At 41.1% G+C, this 21,843-nt stretch carries 12 protein-coding genes; 8 read left to right on the top strand and 4 right to left on the bottom strand.

Annotated elements, in window-relative coordinates; translation table 11 throughout:
• Positions 1-58: 58 nt before the first annotated feature.
• From HGR01_RS36250 to HGR01_RS36240, 3 genes are read right to left on the bottom strand one after another with little or no spacing between them, the layout of a single operon-like run.
• Entirely contained in the window at positions 59-262 is a 204-nt protein-coding gene (locus tag HGR01_RS36250; RefSeq protein WP_045867647.1) for a high light inducible protein, read from the bottom strand.
• 39 nt (positions 263-301) lie between these two features.
• Complete coding sequence (locus HGR01_RS36245; RefSeq protein ID WP_045867646.1) at positions 302-505, bottom strand: high light inducible protein; 204 nt, start codon at positions 503-505, stop codon at positions 302-304.
• A 38-nt stretch (positions 506-543) separates the two neighbouring features.
• Complete coding sequence (locus HGR01_RS36240; RefSeq protein ID WP_045867645.1) at positions 544-747, bottom strand: high light inducible protein; 204 nt, start codon at positions 745-747, stop codon at positions 544-546.
• Between the two features lie 528 nt (positions 748-1,275).
• Between HGR01_RS36240 and HGR01_RS36235 the strand changes: the two genes are divergently transcribed.
• Both HGR01_RS36235 and tilS read left to right on the top strand, forming a co-directional pair.
• A complete protein-coding gene (locus tag HGR01_RS36235) occupies positions 1,276-4,395 on the top strand; it encodes a hypothetical protein (RefSeq protein WP_045867643.1) in 3,120 nt (1,039 codons plus the stop codon).
• Between the two features lie 1,128 nt (positions 4,396-5,523).
• Positions 5,524-6,513 carry a tRNA lysidine(34) synthetase TilS gene (gene tilS, locus HGR01_RS36230; protein WP_045867642.1) on the top strand — a complete coding sequence of 330 codons (990 nt, stop codon included), beginning with the start codon at positions 5,524-5,526 and terminating at the stop codon, positions 6,511-6,513.
• An 83-nt stretch (positions 6,514-6,596) separates the two neighbouring features.
• On the opposite strand, the gene hmpF is transcribed toward tilS, so the two are convergent.
• Positions 6,597-8,354, bottom strand: a complete 1,758-nt coding sequence (hmpF, locus tag HGR01_RS36225) for a pilus motility taxis protein HmpF (protein ID WP_045867641.1) — start codon at positions 8,352-8,354, stop codon at positions 6,597-6,599.
• A gap of 121 nt (positions 8,355-8,475) precedes the next feature.
• Between hmpF and HGR01_RS36220 the strand changes: the two genes are divergently transcribed.
• The 6 genes from HGR01_RS36220 (at position 8,476) to HGR01_RS36195 (ending at position 21,531) form a co-directional block, all read left to right on the top strand.
• Positions 8,476-8,655, top strand: coding sequence for a hypothetical protein (locus HGR01_RS36220; protein WP_045867640.1), 180 nt, complete (start codon positions 8,476-8,478; stop codon positions 8,653-8,655).
• A gap of 259 nt (positions 8,656-8,914) precedes the next feature.
• Positions 8,915-10,141 carry a response regulator gene (locus tag HGR01_RS36215; RefSeq protein ID WP_045867639.1) on the top strand — a complete coding sequence of 409 codons (1,227 nt, stop codon included), beginning with the start codon at positions 8,915-8,917 and terminating at the stop codon, positions 10,139-10,141.
• A gap of 182 nt (positions 10,142-10,323) precedes the next feature.
• Positions 10,324-10,689 (top strand): response regulator transcription factor, encoded by a 366-nt coding sequence (locus HGR01_RS36210; RefSeq protein ID WP_045867638.1) that lies wholly within the window; start codon positions 10,324-10,326, stop codon positions 10,687-10,689.
• A gap of 13 nt (positions 10,690-10,702) precedes the next feature.
• Complete coding sequence (locus tag HGR01_RS36205) at positions 10,703-11,233, top strand: chemotaxis protein CheW (RefSeq protein WP_045867637.1); 531 nt, start codon at positions 10,703-10,705, stop codon at positions 11,231-11,233.
• 16 nt (positions 11,234-11,249) lie between these two features.
• The gene (locus HGR01_RS36200; RefSeq protein WP_045867636.1) at positions 11,250-14,237 is read left to right on the top strand and encodes a methyl-accepting chemotaxis protein; all 2,988 of its coding nucleotides are present in this window, start codon (positions 11,250-11,252) and stop codon (positions 14,235-14,237) included.
• Between the two features lie 112 nt (positions 14,238-14,349).
• Positions 14,350-21,531: a response regulator gene (locus HGR01_RS36195; RefSeq protein WP_045867635.1), complete on the top strand. Its 7,182-nt coding sequence runs from the start codon at positions 14,350-14,352 to the stop codon at positions 21,529-21,531.
• Positions 21,532-21,843 lie beyond the last annotated feature (312 nt).

Here is a 21,843-nt window from a genome sequence, read left to right as displayed (position 1 = left end):
ATTCCCGATTTTTGCAATAAAAATCGGGAATTTTAATTTTCTACTAACTGTCTATAATCTAATAGCCAATGATCCGTAATACATCATGCAGAACACTATAACCTGCTAAATCCCAAAGTAAATAAGCCAAAAATCCAATCGCTGCTAAACGACCATTCCACAATTCAGCTTGTGGTGTCCAACCAAACAGAAAAGCATTACGATCTACGCCGTTATATTCTGTAGCAACAGGTGGTAAATCAGTAGAAGGACGAGTTTCCATTTTTTTACTCCTAAATTACGCGTTTTTTGTATTTAATCTTTAGTAACCAATCAGGTGTAATACGTCACGCAGCACGCTATAACCTGCTAAATCCCAAAGTAAATAAGCCAAGAAACCAATAGCGGCTAAACGACCATTCCAAAGTTCAGCTTGTGGTGTCCAACCAAACAGAAAAGCATTACGATCTACGCCGTTATATTCTGTAGCAACAGGTGGTAAATCAGTAGAAGAACGATTTGTCATTTTTTTACTCCCAAATTACATTTTTTTGTATTTAATTTTTAGTAACCAACCAGGTGTAATACGTCGCGTAGCACGCTATAACCTGCCAAATCCCAAAGTAAATAAGCTAAAAATCCAATAGCGGCTAAACGACCATTCCAGAGTTCAGCTTGTGGAGTCCAGCCGAATACAAAAGCATTGCGATCTATGCCGTTATATTCTTTAGTAATTGTTGGTAAATCAGTGGAAGAGCGAGTTTCCATTTTTTGCCTTAACAATTTGTTTCGTACCTTAAATGTAACGATTTACAAACAAGTTGCTTTCTGTCTGGAGGTACAAAGAATAGCCACTTCTTATGGATGAAGCTTAAAACGCGATCGCAACTAAGATATCCACCTGCAGATGGTGATAAAAAACTATTTGTAAATAAATGTAACGCAGACAACATAAATCAGTTTATATTGCGAGATTTACTAGAGAAATGTTACTCATCAATTAACAAATTCTCTACAAAATTAATGCAGATAAAAAAATATGCATGAATATCGCTATTTATCTGCCTTGACAACTAATAAATCCGAATTTTGCAACCTATCTAATGAAGATTTTCCCTTTGGCTAGTGAAATTTCTATCTAGCGCTAGATATGTTGTTCAAACTGTGGAGAGATGCTCTTCATACCCAATTTCCACGATTCTGAGACTTACAAGAGTTAGGTATCACCATAAATACAGAGTTTCTGCAAACGTAATTCTAAATTCCCCAAATTTAAGCTTAGAGAAAGGAAATACAATGTTTCAAAGTACAGAAATTATCCTGGGACTCTACCAGTCGCTTTTTAGGTTGGCACAGATTCCAGTCAACCCCACTTCAGACATTTCACCAGCACAAGCATCGGTTCTCACTTCTGGGCCGCGCTTTTTTATTGCTTTAATCTCCGGTGTAATTCTAGCCTTTGCTTTTCAACTAGTATTAACAAACCTCTCCCTGGCTGCTGGGATTTCCTACCTGGGACATTCATCTGACTCAGATTCCGATAATGAAGCAGGAAGTTTTGGCGGCACAATTCGCAAAATTGGTACCGCTGTAGGGATTTGGACTTTAGTCACGGTGACAGTGGCCCTTTTAATTGCTAGTTACTTAGCAGTTAAACTCAGTCTCCTGGTTTTAGATCCAGCCCTGGGCGCAATTCTGGGGTTAGTAATTTGGGGTGCTTACTTCTTATTACTGATGTGGGTGAGTTCTACCACCGTCGGTTCCTTAATTGGTTCAGTAGTCAACACAGCAACCTCTGGCTTTCAAGCAATTATGGGAACAGCGACAGCTGCACTGGGTGCCAAAGCTGTCAATAACCAAGTTGTAGCCACAGCCGAAGCCGCCGCCGCCGCCATGCGCCGCGAACTAGGAAGCGGGATCGACCCCACAAGCATTCGAGAAAATGTAGAGGATTACTTAGACAGGTTGCGTCCGCCAGAGTTGGATCTAGGCAAAATCCGCAGCGAGTTTGAAAACTTACTCAAAGACCCCCAATTTCAAGCGATCGCAGGTAGTCCTGACCTCCGCAACATCGACCGTCAAAAGTTTATTGATTTAGTCAGCAGTCGCACAGACTTATCTAAACGCGATGTCAAACGCATCGCTGACACATTATATAAAATCTGGCAGCAGGTAGTTAGTCAGCAAGCACCAGCCCAAGACCGCCTCGGGGAGTTAGTTGATTATCTGAAATCCTTACCACCAGGGCAAACCAAAACAGATGAACTCAATGCCAAATTAGAAAGATTAATTGCAGAAACTCGTGACGCTAAAGTAGCTGACCAAAAAGCCACCCCTGGGCCAATCCAGAACACACTCCAGCAAGGACTTTCGGCTTTGACGGGTATTGTTTTGGGCAGAACAGACTTATCAGATTTAGATGTAGAAAAAATTTGGGAATCCCTATCCACCGCTAAAGACAAAATCAGCGAACAAGCCGATAAGTTAGGTTTACCTGCAGCTTCCCAACCCTATAGTCCCATTCGGGCTGATGTAGAAAATTACCTTTCCAATACCTTTGCTTGGCAACTCAGCCGCGAAAGAATCGCCCAAGAATTCCGCGATGTCATCCACGATCCAGCCGCTGATCCTGGAGTAGTACGGCGAGAATTAGATCGCCTTTCCCGCAACGATTTCGTCAACATCTTGCAACAGCGGGGACTACTTACTCAAGGACAAATTCAACGGATTGCAGATCAATTAGAAGCTGTCCGCCGAGAAGTATTAATAACTGTAACGGCTGCAGAAGAAAGAGAGATAGTAGAAGATTTGCAGCGTCGAGTCTCCAGCTACCTCCTCGTTACTAGTAAGTCTGATTTAACTTCTGAAGGCATTGAACGGGATTTTAGACCTCTATTGTCTGATCCAGATGCCGATTATGAAACCCTCTCCCGGCGGTTAGCGGCAATTGATCGCCAACAAATGCAGCAAATTCTGTATCAACGCAACGACATTCAGCCATACGAACTAGACGCAATTCTCGAGGATTTAGAAAAACAACGCGATCGCGTGTTAATCGAATCTAAAAATCTGGCAGATCAGGCAAAATATCAAGCAGAAACCCTGTGGCTGAATTTAGAATCATATCTGCGTAATACCGGCAAAGGCGAACTCAACCCCGATGCAATTCGAGCCGATCTCAAAAGATTGCTGGAAGATCCGCAAGCGGGTGTGGCTGCAATTCAGGCACGTTTATCTCGTTTTGACCGCGATACCTTGGTACAACTGTTGAGTCAGCGCCAAGATATTAGCCAAGACCAAGCAAATCAAATCATTGATACTGTCGAACAGTCTTGGCATAGTATCCGCCACGCACCCCAGGCGGTAGCAGATAAAGCTAAAGAGCAATATGACTCTGTTAGCACCACCATCGCTGATTACTTGCGTAATACCGGCAAAAGCGAACTCAATCCCGAAGGTATTCAACGCGATTTAAATAGACTGTTTGAAAACCCCAAAGAAGGAGCCTTAGCACTCCGCAGGCGCTTGTCTCAGTTAGATAGAGACACCCTGGTAAAATTACTTAGTCAGCGTCAAGACTTGAGCGAACAGCAAGTCAATGAAGTCATTGATTCCGTACAACATTCGATTCGCGATTTTGTGCGTGCGCCGCGTCGCCTGGCTAGCAGAACCCAGCAAAGAGTAGAAACCTTCCAAGCTTATTTAGAAGAGTATTTACGGCAGACTGGTAAAGAAGAACTTAACCCCGAAGGTATCAAGCGCGACTTACAACTGTTACTGCATGATCCACGGGTGGGGATTGAAACCTTTAGCGATCGCCTGGCGCATTTTGACCGTTCCACAATTATCGCCCTGCTGAAAATCCGCGAAGATATTTCCGATGAAGAAGCAGCGAAAATTGCAGATAATATCGTCTCGTTGCAAGAACAATTTGTAGAACAAGTACGGGGTATTCAACGCCGTATCCAAGATGTGATTGATGGCGTATTTGCCCGCATCCGCAACTACCTCAACTCCTTGGAGCGCCCCGAACTCAACTACGATAGTATTAAGCGCGATGTGCGCCAATTATTTGACGATCCCCAAGCTGGATTTGACGCTTTACGCGATCGCCTATCTTCCTTTAACCGCGATACCCTAGTAGCGCTCATCAGTTCCCGTGAGGATATCTCCGAAGAAGATGCCAACCGGATTATCGACCAAATTGAAGGGGCGCGCAACACAGTTTTACAACGAGCAGAACGCTTACAGCAAGAAGCCCAACGCCGCCTCGAACAAGTCAAGCATCAAGCACAGCGCCAAGCCGAAGAAACCCGCAAAGCCGCAGCTTCAGCAGCTTGGTGGTTATTTGCGACAGCAGTTGTCTCTGCTATTTTCTCCGCATTAGGAGGCGCGATCGCTGTCGTTCGGCTGTAGTTTGACAAATTGTCTCCGCTTTCCTGTATGAGCCTCCCCCTGTGGGAGGTTTTTTTAGTGAAACTTGGCCTAGCCTGAAACAATGCTTTGTGTACACCTAAAAACGCTATGGGTACATCTGGGATTCCTCTGTGACCTCAGCATCTTTGCAGTTATTGAATTATTGAGATCCTAAATATCATACCCAAGTTATCCACCCCATATCAGTAAAAATACCTTAGTAATTTTCACGGAAGTGAGATGTCAGCAACCTGTAGAAAATTTAATTTTAAAAATTGCTATTTCACAGAAAATTAGCTATTAGAAGGTTATTTTTAATATTTAGATTTGATTTAAATTTACATCTAAATCTGGCTGATCATGGCTCACCCATTTCATCAAATCCCTCTCTTATCAAGGCGGGAAGCCTGTACTAATCATCTAAGTTCAAACAATTTTGACCGATGTTAATCAATATCCAAATATATGAAATATTTATTAAATACATATATAAATTTTAAATATTTTAGGCAGAAAAACTTAATTTATCTAGGCATATTTTTTAGTTAATCCTACTAACTATCTACAACCAAAAAAATCAAAAACCGTAATATCCTCATGGTTGATTTCAACATCCGTCTATAGAATGAATTTGAAAGGCGATGAATCTATACCAGCAAGTTTATATTTTAAGGATTGAGAGCGTGTTATTAAATTCCAAACAAACCAAAAAAAATATTCAGCAAAGAAACGGCAAAAAAACTTGGACTTTAAACAACACTATATTTTGCGTCGCAGGTCTCATAATTCTACCAATTGCTAGTTTTGCAACTTTCCGTTTCTTGTCCTCTTCATCCACATACTCTTCAGTCTCATCATTATTTACCTCGCAAAACACCTCAGCGCACGAGACATCTATTCCTTGGATTGATAATCCCTCAGAATGCCAATATACTGACAGGAGTTGGCATGATAATAAGTGTTGGGACGAGCAACATAGCCCGACTTTTTAGGTTTTTAATAAATACTAAATTAAAAGCTGCGCCAAATATATTGACGCAGCTTTTTGGTTTTGATGGTTAGGGAACCCCAGAATGATGTAGAAAAAATATATAATGTCCTGCGTTCATTTGGCGTGCAAAATTCACAATGGTATGGACTCCCCTTCATGCAAAAATTCATCGAACTATCCGAATGCGCCATCTATTTCAGCGCAATCAACGCCTATTAATCGCAGTTTCCGGCGGGCAAGATTCTTTATGCTTAATAAAATTACTATTAGATTTACAATCAAAATGGGGATGGCATTTAGGTATTGCTCATTGCGATCATCGCTGGCGTGCTGACTCCCAAGCTAATGCCCTTCATGTAGAACAGCTAGCAAAAAACTGGGAAACATTATTTTATTTAGAAACGGCAAAAGAGCCTTTAACTAGTGAAGCTGCTGCCCGCGATTGGCGATATCAGGCTTTAAGTGCGATCGCCCAGGAGCATAATTACCACTATATTGTCACAGGACATACAGCCAGCGATCGCGCAGAAACTCTTCTCTATAATTTAATGCGCGGTACGGGGGCAGATGGTTTACAAGCCTTAATTTGGCAACGTCCCTTAACTCTAGAGATTACTTTAGTACGCCCACTCTTAGAAATTACTCGTACACAAACCAAACAATTTTGTGATGATTTCCATCTCCCAGTCTGGGAAGATTCCACAAATCAAGATTTAAAATACACCCGCAATCGCATCCGCAATGAGTTGCTACCTTATTTACAAGCGCACTTCAATCCCAAAGTCGAATCAGCTTTAGCCCAAACTGCAGAACTGTTGCAAGCAGAAGTGGAATATTTAGAAACAGCCGCCCAAAAGTTGAAAGCTGAAGCGCTAACAGCAGAGAATCTAGATAATTTTCCCCTACGGCTCAATCGTCGGGTGTTGCAGACAGCACCAGTAGCGTTGCAGCGTCGAGTCATGCGTCAAGTCTTACAGCAAATACTTCCTGATGCTCCGAGTTTTGAACATATTGAAAAATTAACTGCTTTAATTACAGCACCCAATCGTTCCCAAACCGATCCATTTCCGGGAGGTGCGATCGCTCAAGTCGCAGGTGATTGGATAGATATCAACAATGAAGGCTGAATATAATTCCTCTCATATGCCCAAAAACTCCATCCCTTTGTGGTTGGAGTTTTTTATTCTTGATACTTCATACTTTATCCCTTTCAGGATGCTAGTAATTCTGGCTGAGAAAGTAAATCCAGAAGAGTATGGCGCATTTGGGCAATAGCTTGCAGTTGATAATCGCCCGTTTCTTGAATTTGAGACAAAGCTTCCATCATTGCTTGCAACTTCTGTCGTAAATCGTCAAGACTATCCTGAATTGGTTGTAGTGTTTCTTGATAAAGATTCACCCTACCCCAGCATTCACTAGTTGCAGTTCTCAATTTGAGTAAGTTTTCCTCCATTGCTTTCAATTCTTGCTGCTGCTGTTCCAAGTTATGGCTTTGATTATCAATCATCCCTTGGGTTAGCTCAATACCAGAATGCATCTGCTCAATCTCACGTTCCAAGTTTTGCAAATCTTGAGCTTGTATTTGTCGCAGGTTTTCAGTTTGCAATAGAATTGGCCCTAAATCAATTTTGGCTGCTTCTGGTTCATTAACAACTGTCTGTCCTTGCTTTTGTAAGAGTACAGTTTTGTGTTGCTTGAGTAAATTCTGGCGTTGTAGCAAATTACGACGTTGCCCTACCAAACTTTCATTGAGCATTTGGTAGAGGTCTTTTTCATCTGCTAGTTCCATTTCCAAGTTGATTACGTCTTGATCGGATGCCTGGTGAATCTTATTTTGCAAATCTTCTATAGCTTTTTCTTTATATTCCAGTTCTTGTTCCTGATCGTGGACAAAGCTAGAATCAATATCAAATTTCTCCTGCAAATCTTGCACTAATCTTTGCAGTTCTTCTAAAGGCATATTCTCTAAAGCTTTGACATCTACTTCGCAAAGAATCATATCGCTAGAACTTGCAGCCAAGGACTGAATCTGCTGATATAAATTTTCTTGGCTTTGCAATTGTGCTTTCAAAATTTGCGCGTATTCTTGCTTGCTTGTCAGAATTGCGCTGTTAACTTTTAATTCTGCTGTTTGTTGCTGTATCGAATCTTGTGCTTCTTGCACACCATTTTGGCGATCGCTCAAGGTTTGGGCCAAGCTATCTACTTCTTGTTGCTGTTGAGTCGCTACAGTTTTTTGCTGCTCTAGGTTTTGCCAGTGTTCATTGAGAGTAGCTTGCTGCTTTTCGACTAATTCAAAAGCAAAATTCAGGTGTTCCCTGACTGTCTCTGTCGGAGCTACACGACTAGACAAGCGATCGAGTAACTCACTTAATACTCGACTTTGCTCTTCGTCTAAAACCTTACTCTGTGTGGCATCTGCTTGAAATTCTTCCAGCCGACGCTGCTCACCTCGGAGATGCTCCCAAGCACCAGCTAATTCTGTGCGATCGCGTTCAATTTGTTGTTGCAACTTTTCAATTTCTTGACGGGAGGCTTCAAATTCCTGCTTTTGCGCCTCCAGTCGTTGAAACTCATCCTCCATTTGTTGCAACTGCTCCATACGGACTTCCATGTCCAATTCACGGCGATTTAATTCTTGCGCCTGAAATGTCAGTGATTGTTTCCACTGATCGATCTCGTCTTCCTTGAGTTTAAATTTTTCTAACTGCCGAGAAAAATTCTGCAATATATTAACCAGTGGCCGTCCAGCTTCTTGAATCCGTTGCACTTGGCGGTTGGGATTCACTTCTACTAGTACTAATGCACCATCATTTAATTTACTTGCTTCCTCTGCCGCAATCACTTCTTCCGACACAGTACTCCAAATCTGGTCGGTTCGCTGACAAGCCAGCAGTTTCAATTCAGTTTTGGCACTACCACTAAGTAAGCCGCCTTTTTGCTTTTGTACTTCTGCTAAATACAGCACACCGTTAGTCCTTTTGTGTACTTGATGTCCGTGATTTGGTTTATACCATTGATAATTCTGTTAACCTGTTTGATTTAACCGCAGTTAGGGAAAATCAAATCAGGCAAAACTATTTATAGACATGACATATCACGCCTTGATATATATAAATCTAGATGCGCTTACTCTGGATCGCGCTTTTATATTGTGTGCTGATGGTAATAATGATGGCTACCGTGTGATTACTAGCTTCATCAAAGTTTATTACAAAAAATTAAGGAATATTGCTGAACGTATTCTATTGCTAAAGATGTTTTTATAGGCAGTAATTTTATTTGTATATAACAAATTACATAAAATGTAAATCCAGCTGGAAAACCCTTGTAATTTCGTAGATCCTCACAAAACTGTAATTTTGGGCTAGGCTAGAAACCCTGATGGGATAATTTACACCAAATTCACATTAAGCAGAAATTATCAATTTAGTGTAGATCGATGGTGCTAGTTAAAACATCAAAAAATTACTGGGCAAAATTAATTAAAGAATATCAACAGGATCGCAAGGAGCACCTTTGAGCTAAATGCAGGGAAATTTAAATGAAATAGATCTTCGTAGTATCCTGCAATTGATTGAGTTGGGCCAGCGAACTGGCCAACTGTTGGTGAAAACTCATAACTTTCGCAATAGCAACCAAATTAGAGAAGAGGTGAACAGACATCACCATTCCTTTTGCTACCAACCACAACAGTACTGGTTCGTCTTTTTCTTAAATGGCCAGATTCTCTATTGCCAAGAAGGGGATGGTACTTCATCAAGGATTAACGATTACTTAAGACATTACCGTGTGGAGACTCCGCTCACCGAAATCCAGCTAGCCTCCATAGATCCACTGAATATAAAAGAATATAGCTATCTTTGGGCACTGTTAGAGCAAAATATGATTAACCCCAAAGTAGCGCGTAATATTATGCATAGTCTGGTGTATGAAACGCTCTTTGATTTACTGGGTTTGCACACAGGTAGTTTTATCTTCCATCAAAGTCCGGCTCTAACTCCACAACTAACCACTTGGGAGATAGCTCCCCTAGTCAGTAAAATTGCCAAGCAACTGCAAAATTGGCAGCAGTTATATCCTCACATTCAGTCTGCCGATCAAGTGCCCATACTTTCTGAGATGGTTCAATTGAATTCATCTTTATCAGCAGAAACAGTCAATAAACTTAAGCATTGGGCAGATGGCAAAACATCTTTACGGCAACTTGCTCGTTATCTCAACCGAGACATATTGACAATTGCCAAGGTAATATATCCGTACGTCCAACAGGGATGGCTGAAATTGGTATATCCCAGTACTAATATATTCAGTATTAATACAGAGAACATGGTAGTGGAGGTCAACTACAAACCACGGATATTATGTATTGACGAAGTAACAACGATTGGTGAGACTATAGAGGCAATTTTACAGCAACAAGGTTATGAAGTGTTAACTTTAACTAATCCCTTAGAGTCGCTCAGTCTCGTTTTTCAACTCAAGCCGCAGATGATTTTTTGCAATATTACCATGCCGGAATTAGATGGATATGAGATTTGTGCCATGCTGCGCCAATCTACAGCATTTCGGCTGGTGCCGATTATTATGCTGAGTAGCCAAGATAGGTTTATCGATCGAGTCAGGGCTAGTATGGTCGGGGCTACCGATTATTTGACTAAGCCTGTGCAAGAAACTGAGTTACTCACGCTCGTAGCAAAATATATCAATAAACAGCCTTACATTGACATACATAAGAGATACAACTGTTGTTGATTGTATAAAAGATGAGGTAAAAAATGTTATCACAGAATCAGCCAGCCCCAGTACAACCAGTATAAAGTTATTATCTAGTAAATCAGTTAAGGAATAGACTTAATTTATACACTAAATACTTGCGGGGGAATCAGGGAATGTTCCAAGTAGGAACGTCTACATCAGGAGGTAGATAGGCATTTATGAGTACAGTTCTGATTGTGGAAGACAGTATCGCACAAAGGGAGATGATTACAGACCTCCTGAAAGCAAGTGGCTTAACGGTCACCCATGCCAGTGATGGAGTTGAAGCTTTGGAGGCCATTCAAAGCACACCTCCGGATTTAGTGGTCTTGGATATTGTCATGCCCCGGATGAACGGCTACGAAGTTTGCCGTCGGTTAAAATCCGATCCGAAAACCCAAAATGTCCCCGTTGTGATGTGTTCTTCCAAAGGTGAAGAATTTGATCGCTACTGGGGTATGAAACAGGGTGCAGACGCTTATATAGCCAAACCGTTTCAACCAACTGAGTTGGTGGGAACAGTCAAACAATTGCTGCGAGGATAAGGATGAAAAGAAAATGGTCAGTAAACCGGACTTTTTAAGTGGTGGTAGTCAAGACCACTTCCGTCCTGAATTACAAGTAGAAAGCCCTGAAGGTGAATTACATTTGCGGTTTTACATCCCCTCGCGCCAAGAGTTTGCACTACCAGCAACTGGAATTCGAGAGGTAATGGAATTGAGTCCTGATAGAATCACTCCGATTCCTAATGCTTCTCCTTTACTTTTGGGTACTCTAAATTTACGAGGTCGAGTCATTTGGGTAGCTGATTTAGGTCAATTTTTAGGAGAAGCAACCGCATTAAATACAGATAGAGCAGAAATTCCGGTAATCGCTATCGAAGAACAAGACACAATAGTGGGTTTAGCGGTAGAAGAAATAGGTGGTATGGACTGGCTTGACGTGCAGCATCTGATGCTAACAACTCATGTACCGGATACGATGGCTCCCTTTCTGCGCGGTGAGTGGTTAATAGATGCCAAAACAAATAAGTCTTTAAGACTACTGGATCAAATGGCAATTTTGCGGAGTGCGAGGTGGGCAGGATGATATTGGGAGGGTGGACATGGCAGCAAGTATAGATGATTACTTAGAAATATATAAGCAGGCTTGTACAGCTTACGCGCAACAGAACTATGATGTTGCCGCCACTTTAGTGGATCGAGTGGTACAAAATTTGCCAAATGACCCTAACTCCCATTTGTTACGGGGTCACATATACTACGTTTTACAGCAGTACGATATAGCCAAAGCTGAATATCAACAAGTTTTACAGTTAACCAACGATCGAGAATTAATTGATTTTGCCCAGCATGGTCTGGAAAGTATTGCTCAATATCAACAATTACTACCAGATGAGTTTGCTATCAGTGAAAATAATGAAGCTATTTCTTCATCAGAAATATCTAATGGTCGGTTCGCTGATACAGAAGAATTACAGAATTTGCCACAGAATAATAATTTTGCTAGCAGCAGCTTTGGCGACAATCCCTTTGGCGAATACCAGGAATCTGGAGATGAAATAGAAGAGCTATCCTTGGATAGTTCTTTAGACAGTTCATTTGATATCTCTGCATATAGTAGTAGTGCATTTAATGGATTACCAGATTCTTCAGCACCTTTGAGTAACGATCCTTTTAGTTCTACAGAGCAAGCTAGCGATCGCGATGCCAATGCTAACATTTGGGAAAAACAAGGAGAATTAGAGTTACCTGCTTTCTGGCAAGAAGACAACAATCAAAATCTTATTGAAGATTCAGGGATAAATAATCCTTTTGTAGAAGCTACTACAGATTCAAATAATAAAGGTTTCACTAATTCGGAAAATTATAGCGATTCACCGTTTACAGAAGTTGAAGAAATTGATGCTTCAAGTAGTAATAATTGGGAAATACCTACTGAATTCTTAACCTCAGAAACCTATCCAGAACCTAGCGAAGCTGATTTCGAGTGGAAGAGTAATAGCCTGGAAAATGAAACTTTAGTCAAAAACCAAACACTTCTCCAGGAAAGTGTCCCACAGACTAACAATTTACCATTACAGCCTCAAGAGAATTTATCCCCAACTACACCTAAAAATTGGTTGGGGCCCATAGAAGCTGAAGATACATTAAAAGAGGTAGTTAGTGCTGCTGACAACAATTTTTACCAAGAAGAACAGCCGGAAAACCAGAGTAGCAAGATAGAACAAAGCTTTTCTGATATTGATGATAGTTTTGATTTTGAGGCTTTTGAATCTGCCTTTGGCACAGATGATTTTAGTCCCGATGAAGAACCAAGTAATATTCAACCAAGCAATATCAGTAGAGGAGAAATTCATCACGAGACTTCTAAAACTAATATAGATTTTTTAGATGACTTTGATGAATTTGACGACCTGGGTAACATTCCTGGATTTGATTTGACAGATGCAGAAGCCAACTTCCGAGATGTAAGTATGGATTCTGGCCCATTGGAAATAGGTAATCTCCCTCACAGTCAAACAGGACAACCACCTGCTATTGATGAAACAGGCGATCGCGAAGATGAACTGTTTTCAATCACTGGTTCACAAGAAGTAGTTCCAGTATTTACCCAAGTAGATGTCGCTAAATTAGAAGCCAATGTCAGCGTTGAGCAAGGTTGGTTAGCGCCTTTAGAAAATGCTTCCCTAGAAAAGAAACAATGGCTGATTGCGGGAACTGTAGGTGTAGTATCGGCACTAGTGGTAGCAACAGTCAGCTTTGGCGCTACGACCTTTTCACCACCACAACAGAGGGAATCAGTGCGGAACACTGGCTGGGCCATGTCACTAGCAGCAGGACTGGCTGGTTTTGCTACCGCAGCCTTTATGGGTAATTTCACCATTAAGCAAGTTCGCCGCACTACGCAGAACTTACAAGCTCAGTTTGATGCTGTGCGTCAGGGTAATCTCAATGTTCAAGCCACAGTCTATTCTGAAGATGAATTAGGACTGCTGGCTACTGGCTTTAATGAAATGGCAAGGGTAATTTTTACTACTACCAATGAAGCCCAAAGAAAAGCTGATGAACAGGAAGAAGCCAAAGAAAATCTACAACGCCAAGTAATTCGCCTGTTGGATGATGTAGAAGGAGCAGCCAGAGGCGATTTAACAGTACAGGCTGAGGTAACAGCTGACGTACTAGGAGCCGTAGCTGATGCCTTTAACCTGACAATTCAAAACTTGCGGGATATTGTGCAACAGGTAAAAGTAGCTGCAAGAGATGTAACCAAGGGTGCAACGAACTCCGAAACATTTGCTAGAGCCTTATCTAGTGATGCTTTAAGGCAAGCAGAAGAGTTAGCAGTCACACTTAATTCTGTACAGGTAATGACTGACTCCATTCAACGGGTAGCGGAAGCCGCGCGAGAAGCGGAAACTGTTGCCCGTGATGCCAGCACCATCGCCTTAAAAGGTGGTGAAGCCGTGGAAAATACCGTGGCAGGTATTTTAGAAATCAGAGAAACTGTGGCAGAAACTACTCGCAAAGTGAAACGGCTAGCTGAATCTTCGCAAGAAATTTCTAAGATTGTGGCATTAATTTCACAAATTGCCTCCCGCACCAATTTATTAGCGCTCAACGCTAGTATTGAGGCAGCAAGGGCAGGTGAAGCCGGACGTGGGTTTGCAATAGTAGCTGATGAAGTCCGCCAGCTAGCAGACAAATCTGCCAAGTCTTTAAAAGAAATTGAACAAATCGTGATGCAAATCCAGAGTGAAACAGGCTCTGTAATGACTGCAATGGAGGAAGGGACACAACAGGTAATTAAAGGTACTAAATTAGCTGAAGAAGCCAAGCGATCGCTAGAAAATATTATTCAAGTAGCAAATCGTATTGATATCTTGGTGCGCTCAATTACCTCGGATACTGTAGAACAGACCGAAACCTCCCGTGCGGTAGCTCACGTGATGCAATCCGTAGAACTAACAGCACAAGAAACCTCCCAGGAAGCACAAAGAGTATCTGGTGCGCTACAACACTTAGTGGGCGTATCAAGAGATTTAATTGCTTCTGTGGAACGTTTCCGGGTAGATACTCTCGAATCTAGATAAAGGATGAAGTATGAACTATTAAGTATGAACTATTACTCATGCTTCAGTCCCTTTAACCTTTAACCTTGATCTTTCATCTTTTTCTTTCATCCTTTATCCTTCATCATGTCCTATGCTGCCGGAACAACAACAGCGCATTTTAGGTTACTTTATTGAAGAAGCAAGAGACCACCTGAATACCATTGAGCAGGGGTTGTTAAATCTTCAGAGTACCCTGAACGATCCAGAAATGATCAACGAAGTCTTCCGGGCGGCTCACTCCATTAAAGGAGGAGCGGCGATGCTTGGTTTGAGTAGCATCCAGCATACATCTCACCGCCTAGAAGATTGTTTCAAGGTTCTCAAAGAAAATCCGATTCAGGTTGACCAAAAGTTAGAGTCCTTATTTCTCGGGGTTTCTGATACACTCAAAGCGCTGCTTGAGAATTTGAGCGGGCCATTTGGTTTGTCAGAAGAGACAGCTAATACATTGATGTCAGAAACTGAGCCAGTCTTTCAATGGCTGAACGAGCATTTGGAACTACTTGTACAACAAGCAAGCGGTGGTGTAGACAGTCGCGTTGCACCAGCAATGCAGCCAGCTTTTGCTGATAACTCCCACACACTGACAGAAATTTTCATGCAACGGGATTTCCCTGTCCCGGAAGAAGAATCACCACTCCAAAAGCCTACGCCAGTTGTTACTAAAGCAAATGATAATTGGGGTGAGTTTCAAGCGCAAGTGCTGCAAACGCTACGAGAAATGTTGCAGCTATTTAAACAAGGGACAACCCAGGAAAGTCGGCAAAATCTCCAGCAAACTTGTCACCAATTAGTCATATTGGGTGAAACATTTAATTTGCCCAACTGGTGTAAGTTATGCGAAGCTGCAGAAAATGCGATCGCCAATCCAGATAATAGTTATCTAACTCTGGCAAAAATTGTCATTACAGAAATAAAAAAAGCTCAGGAATTAGTTCTTAAAGGTAAAGAATCTGAGATTGTCATTAGCCAGCAACTAGAAGTTATCTTGAGTTTCCCTGAAGTTGAGTTATTTGAAATCTCTACCGATTTACCAGATGAATCTGCAACTGGGACAACTCCATTTGCTAAAGCTAATACTGAAGCGATCGCTAATGAGTTAGCTGCTCCAAGGCTGGATAATTTTGTTAATACAACTAATAACAATATAGCTAGCTTACCTGATCTAACAGCAGCAGTTCAACAAGAGAAAAATATTTTTACCAATAAAGAAAATTATAAGCCTGAGACTTCTGAGTTATTTAACTTGTTGCCAAATAATGAAGATGAAACAGTACTAACCAATCATAATCTTGACCCCAAAGGGCCAGAAGTTGGAATTGCTGAGTTAAATACACTTGCTGATTTATTTGAAGGTGAAGCTCCCGAACTAGATGAAACTTGGCAACAAGAAGAAATATTAGACATTAATGCTGCCAACAAATTGGGCATTGAGATCAGTACTAGTAATACTGAAGATGCTGATAGCGATTTAGCTGACTTACTGTCTTTTGATGAACCTACGAGTGTTGATGAGTCTAAACAAACTATTATTCAAACAGAAGATTTCAGTCTATTATTCGGTGAAAACTTCTTAGACAAAGAAACTCCTACACAGCAACCTGCACAAACATCAGCGAGAAACTCTGATATCAGCAATAGCTCTCAAAACGATATCAATTTAAACTCATCTACTAATGAAAGTCTCAGAGAATTTACAAAAATTCTGCAAGAATATCCTGGCGATATTGCCCCACAGGATGTAGTACAAGATTTATTAGGTCTAGAGCTAGATGATAACAATCTACTGTCGCTAGGCGAATTAAATCAACCAGAAGCGAGTTTTGATGACTTATTCTCAGAAACTGCAAATGAAAGTCTGCTAGAAGAAATTTCTCCAATTAACTTCCCACAGCCAGAAAGCTTATCTTTGGATAATCCATTTACTGACTTGGGAGAAAACTCTCTACTTTCTACTAGCGAATCAACAGTTGACGATTTATTCGATCCGCAAGCAACAGTAGCCAGAGATTACGATCTTTCTGCAGAAGATTTAAGCAACTTCTGGAATGAGGAATCTGGCGCAGAACCGCAGCTAGAATTGGGTTCTCGGGTTGAGCAAGATGTCGCCAAAGCATTAGAGGAGAGTTTGTTTACAGCATCTCATGACTTTTTGGATGATAGCCAGTTAGCTCAATCCTCAGTACCTCTTTTTGACGTAGAAGATTTTAATCTGACTTTTCAGTCAGATGATGAGCAAATCGATCTGATGTTTGAAGCTGATACTGGAGATGATTTATTTGCAGATTTGACATCAGACAACACAGCTATTTCTTCTACTGATGCTAACGAATTACCTGTGACAGAAATTCGCAGCTTGATACCAGAGGAAAGCGATATCTATGAAGGACTGAGCCTACACTCTTCACTCCCATCAACTACATTACCTCCCGAATTAGATTTCACCCCAGAATTTACCAATCAGCCATCAATAGATAATACATTTAGTAGTTCTGCAGATAATGATTTGTTTAATGTCATCAACGACAATAGCAGTGATAATCCACAATTGTTATTTGAGAATATCAACACCTCTCAATCAACGTATATTCAGCTTGATCCTTTAGCAATCAGGATTTCTGAGACTCCCGAATTAGATTTAGGCGATGACTTACTAACAACAGCAGATGATTTAAAATTGGATTTCAACGAATCCACAGAGGTACAACAGCGTCCACACAACCTCGATTTATTATCAACAGCAGATAATTTAGGCTTGGATTTCAACGAATCCACAGAAGTACAACAACGTCCACAAAACCTCGATTTATTATCAAATGTCGAAATCGCAGAAACCACTAATGAAGATGTTTCGGCGTTAGACTTAGATTTAGGTGATGAGTTACTAGCAACATCAGCAGATTTAGAACTGAACTTCGACGAAGTAGCAGAATTATCACAACCGGAAGCAAATCTAGATTTATTGGCAAATGTTGAAATTGGAGAAACAACTAATGATGCTGTTACAACATTAGATTTAGGTGATGAGTTACTAGCAACATCAGCAGATTTAGAACTGAACTTCGGCGAAGTAGCAGAATTATCACAACCGGAAGCAAATCTAGATTTATTGGCAAATGTTGAAACTGCAGAAACAACTAATGATGAGTTTGCAACATTAGATTTAGGTGATGATTTACTAGCAACATCAGCAGATTTAGAACTGAACTTTGGCGAAGTAGCAGAATTAGCACAGCCTGAAATAAATCTAGATTTATTGGCAAATGTTGAAACTGCAGAAACAACTAATGATGGTGTTGCAGCATTAGATTTAGGTGATGATTTACTGGCAACATCAGCAGATTTAGAACTGAATTTTGGCGAAGTAGCAGAATTAGCACAGCCGGAAAATAATCTAGATTTATTGGCAAATGTTGAAACTGCAGAAACAACTAATGATGAGTTTGCAACATTAGATTTAGGTGATGATTTACTAGCAACAGCAGATTTAGAACTGAATTTTAATGAAGCGGCAGAATTAGCACAGCCGGAAAATAATCTAGATTTATTGGCAAATGTTGAAACTGCAGAAACAACTAATGATGGTGTTGCAGCATTAGATTTAGGTGATGATTTACTGGCAACATCAGCAGATTTAGAACTGAATTTTGGCGAAGTAGCAGAATTAGCACAGCCGGAAAATAATCTAGATTTATTGGCAAATGTTGAAACTGCAGAAACAACTAATGATGGTGTTGAAACATTAGATTTAGGTGATGATTTACTAGCAACAGCAGATTTAGAACTGAATTTTAATGAAGCGGCAGAATTATCACAGCCGGAAAATAATCTAGATTTATTGGCAAATGTTGAAACTGCAGAAACAACTAATGATGGTGTTGCAGCATTAGATTTAGGTGATGATTTACTGGCAACATCAGCAGATTTAGAACTGAATGTTAATGAAGCGGCAGAATTAGCACAGCCGGAAGCAAATCTAGATTTATTTACAAATGTTGAAACCGCAGAAACAACTAATGATGGTGTTGAAACATTAGATTTAGGTGATGATTTACTAGCAACAGCAGATTTAGAACTGAACTTCGGCGAAGTAGCAGAATTATCACAGCCGGAAAATAATCTAGATTTATTGGCAAATGTTGAAACTGCAGAAACAACTAATGATGGTGTTGCAGCATTAGATTTAGGTGATGATTTACTGGCAACATCAGCAGATTTAGAACTGAATGTTAATGAAGCGGCAGAATTAGCACAGCCGGAAGCAAATCTAGATTTATTTACAAATGTTGAAACCGCAGAAACAACTAATGATGGTGTTGAAACATTAGATTTAGGTGATGATTTACTAGCAACAGCAGATTTAGAACTGAACTTCGGCGAAGTAGCAGAATTAGCACAGCCGGAAAATAATCTAGATTTATTGGCAAATGTTGAAACTGCAGAAACAACTAATGATGAATTTGCAACATTAGATTTAGGTGATGATTTACTGGCAACATCAGCAGATTTAGAACTGAACTTTGGCGAAGTAGCAGAATTAGCACAGCCGGAAAATAATCTAGATTTATTGGCAAATGTTGAAACTGCAGAAACAACTAATGATGAATTTGCAACATTAGATTTAGGTGATGATTTACTAGCAACATCAGCAGATTTAGAACTGAATTTCGGCGAAGTAGCAGAATTAGCACAGCCTGAAATAAATTCAGAGATTTTGGATACTGCAGAAACGACTGTTGCTGATAGCGCAGAATTAAACTTACTAGATGATTTATTAACAACAGAAACTATACTGCAAGCCGAAACAAAGCTGGAGGACACAGCGAATACCCAAGACACTGATGCTGCGATGTCTACGACGGGCTACGCCTACGCAAACAGTATAGTTGAATTAGATGTATTAGATGCAGCAAATAATTTGTCTGCATCTTTGGAGAACATAACCCAAACCGATGAAGTGGCAACAATTACAGCAGCAGAAGCCGAATTGGATGTGCCACCATCAACTCCAGAAGATGAATTTGCTGAATTAGAAACATTACTAGAAGAGGAATTAGCGTCACCCTTACCAGAAGAAGATTTTGCTGCTCTGGAAGCATTGTTGGATACGGATCTCAATGAGGAGCCATCAGCAGCACCTTTACCTGTTTACCCACAACAATCGCAACCACCTACCGCTTACAATAATGCCAGCACTGCTGCTACATCACCAGAATTAGAAGATGAATTTGGTGACTTAGAAAAATTGTTGGCGGAAGCAGATCAAACAATATCTCATTCACCATCAATCAAATCAACCCCAGGTAAAGCCGCACGTCCCGCTACGCGTAGGGGTGCAAGATTTGAAGAAACCATGAAAGTTCCAGTGAAGCAACTAGATGATATGAGCAATCTAGTTGGGGAACTGGTAGTTAATCGCAATACCTTGGAACAGGATCACGAACGTCTGCGACAGTCACTAGATAACTTGTTGATTCAGGTACAACAGCTATCTGATGTTGGCGCGCGGATGCAAGAATTATACGAGCGATCGCTTTTGGAAGCTTCTTTGTTAGCTACCCGCAAACATAGAGAATCTGGTGCCTCATCAAGTGATTCCAATTCTGACAGGGGTTTCAGTGAATTGGAAATGGATCGGTTTACGCCTTTCCATACACTGTCCCAAGAAATGATTGAAATGATCGTCAGGGTACGTGAGTCAGCGAGTGACATTGACTTTGTGACGGAAGAAACCGAGAGAGTAGCGCGACAGTTTCGACAAGCCACAACTCAACTCCAAGAGGGATTAACACGCGCCCGAATGGTGCCTTTCTCCCAAGCTATCGATCGCTTGCGGCGAGGAGTACGGGATAATGCCATTAAATATGGTAAGCAAGTGGAGTTAATGATTGAGGGTGGAGATACCTTAATTGACAAAATGATTTTGGATCACCTGACCGATCCACTAACTCATATGCTCAATAATGCGATCGCTCACGGTATTGAAACCCCAGAGGTGCGACAAGCTGCAGGTAAAAATCCTGTGGGAGAAATCAAGATTCGCGCTTTCCACCAAGGTAACCAAACTGTGATCTCTGTGGGCGATGATGGTGCAGGTATAGATACCGAAAAAATCAAAGCCAAAGCGTTGAAGTTGGGAATGCTGACAGCAGAAGAAGCAAAAACCATCACGCGCATAGAAATCTACAACTTGCTGTTTCACTCTGGCTTTAGTATTAAAGACGAAGCTGATGAGATTTCTGGGCGTGGCGTGGGAATGGACATCGTACGCTCGGAAATTAGCGAAGTGCGCGGAACAGTTAGCACTGATTCTGTGATCAGTAAAGGAACTACCTTTACAATTCGTCTACCACTTACCTTGAGTATTTGTAAAGCCCTTTGTTGTGTTTCTGATAAAGCCAGAATTGCCTTCCCAATGGACGGAGTAGAAGATACTTTAGATATCCCTGTCAAGAGTATTCAGCACAATGCCGATGGCCAAACATTTATTGCTTGGCGAGACACAATATTGCCATTCCGTCCACTGAAAGAGCTTTTAGCCGTCAATCGCCAAATCAGTCGCGGTAGTGTTTACGGTGGAACTCGCGATGATGATATGGTTTCTGTGGTCGTAGTGCGATCAGCAAATAACCTACTCGCCTTACAAATAGACTTAGTACTGAGTGAGCAAGAAATTGTAATTAAGCAATTTGAAGGGCCAGCACCCAAACCTTTAGGTGTAGCAGGTGCTACCGTCTTAGGGGATGGTCGGATTATGCCGATTGCTGACGTGCTAGAAATTATGGACATCTTCCAAGGACGGATGTCTAAACAAAGTAGTGGCCTTTGGCAGCAAAAATCTGCTCCGACTCTACCGGAAGTCACAATTGAGAAAATTGATCCAACAGTACTGATTGTTGATGACTCAATTACAGTAAGAGAATTACTTTCTCTCACCTTTAATAAGGCAGGTTACCGCGTAGAACAAGCAAGAGATGGTCAAGAAGCTTGGGATAAACTCCGCTCTGGGTTGCCTTGTGATATCGTATTCTGCGATATTGAAATGCCTCGCTGTGACGGGCTGGAGTTGCTCTCTCGTATTCAGAAAGATCACAACCTCAACCACCTCCCCATCGCTATGCTCACCTCGCGCGGTGCAGATAAGCACAGACAAATGGCAATCCAACTAGGTGCTAGCGGTTACTTTACCAAGCCTTACCTAGAAGAAGCTTTACTAGAAGCTGCAGTACGGATGCTCAAAGGAGAAAAACTGATTCTGAATACTACTGCCTAAACGATTCCAGTATTTCTGCAAAGGACACACAAATATTCTGTTACGGAGGCCAAAATTCAACAGTCAAGAAGAGCCAGTCACTTGCAGAGGTTGCCTTTGTGAAGTGAACTGGCTGGCAAAAATCAAGGAGAGCCAGCGTTGTAGGCAAGTTGGCGCTGAGATTAATAATTTATATTCATCATTCATCATTCACAATGCTAAAAGCCAAATGGACTCGGCTTTTAGCAACCTTTTTGGCAACAATGATATTTTGCCAATGGTTGCTACCTGCTGCTGTCGCTAATGCTAAAATTTCCAGCAAGTTCTCTCCAC

The organism is Tolypothrix sp. PCC 7712 (assembly GCF_025860405.1).
In the GTDB taxonomy this organism is placed as follows: Bacteria; Cyanobacteriota; Cyanobacteriia; order Cyanobacteriales; family Nostocaceae; genus Aulosira; species Aulosira diplosiphon.
The sequence above is the reverse complement of the archived record's forward strand: the minus strand, read 5'-3'. Positions and strand labels throughout refer to the sequence as shown.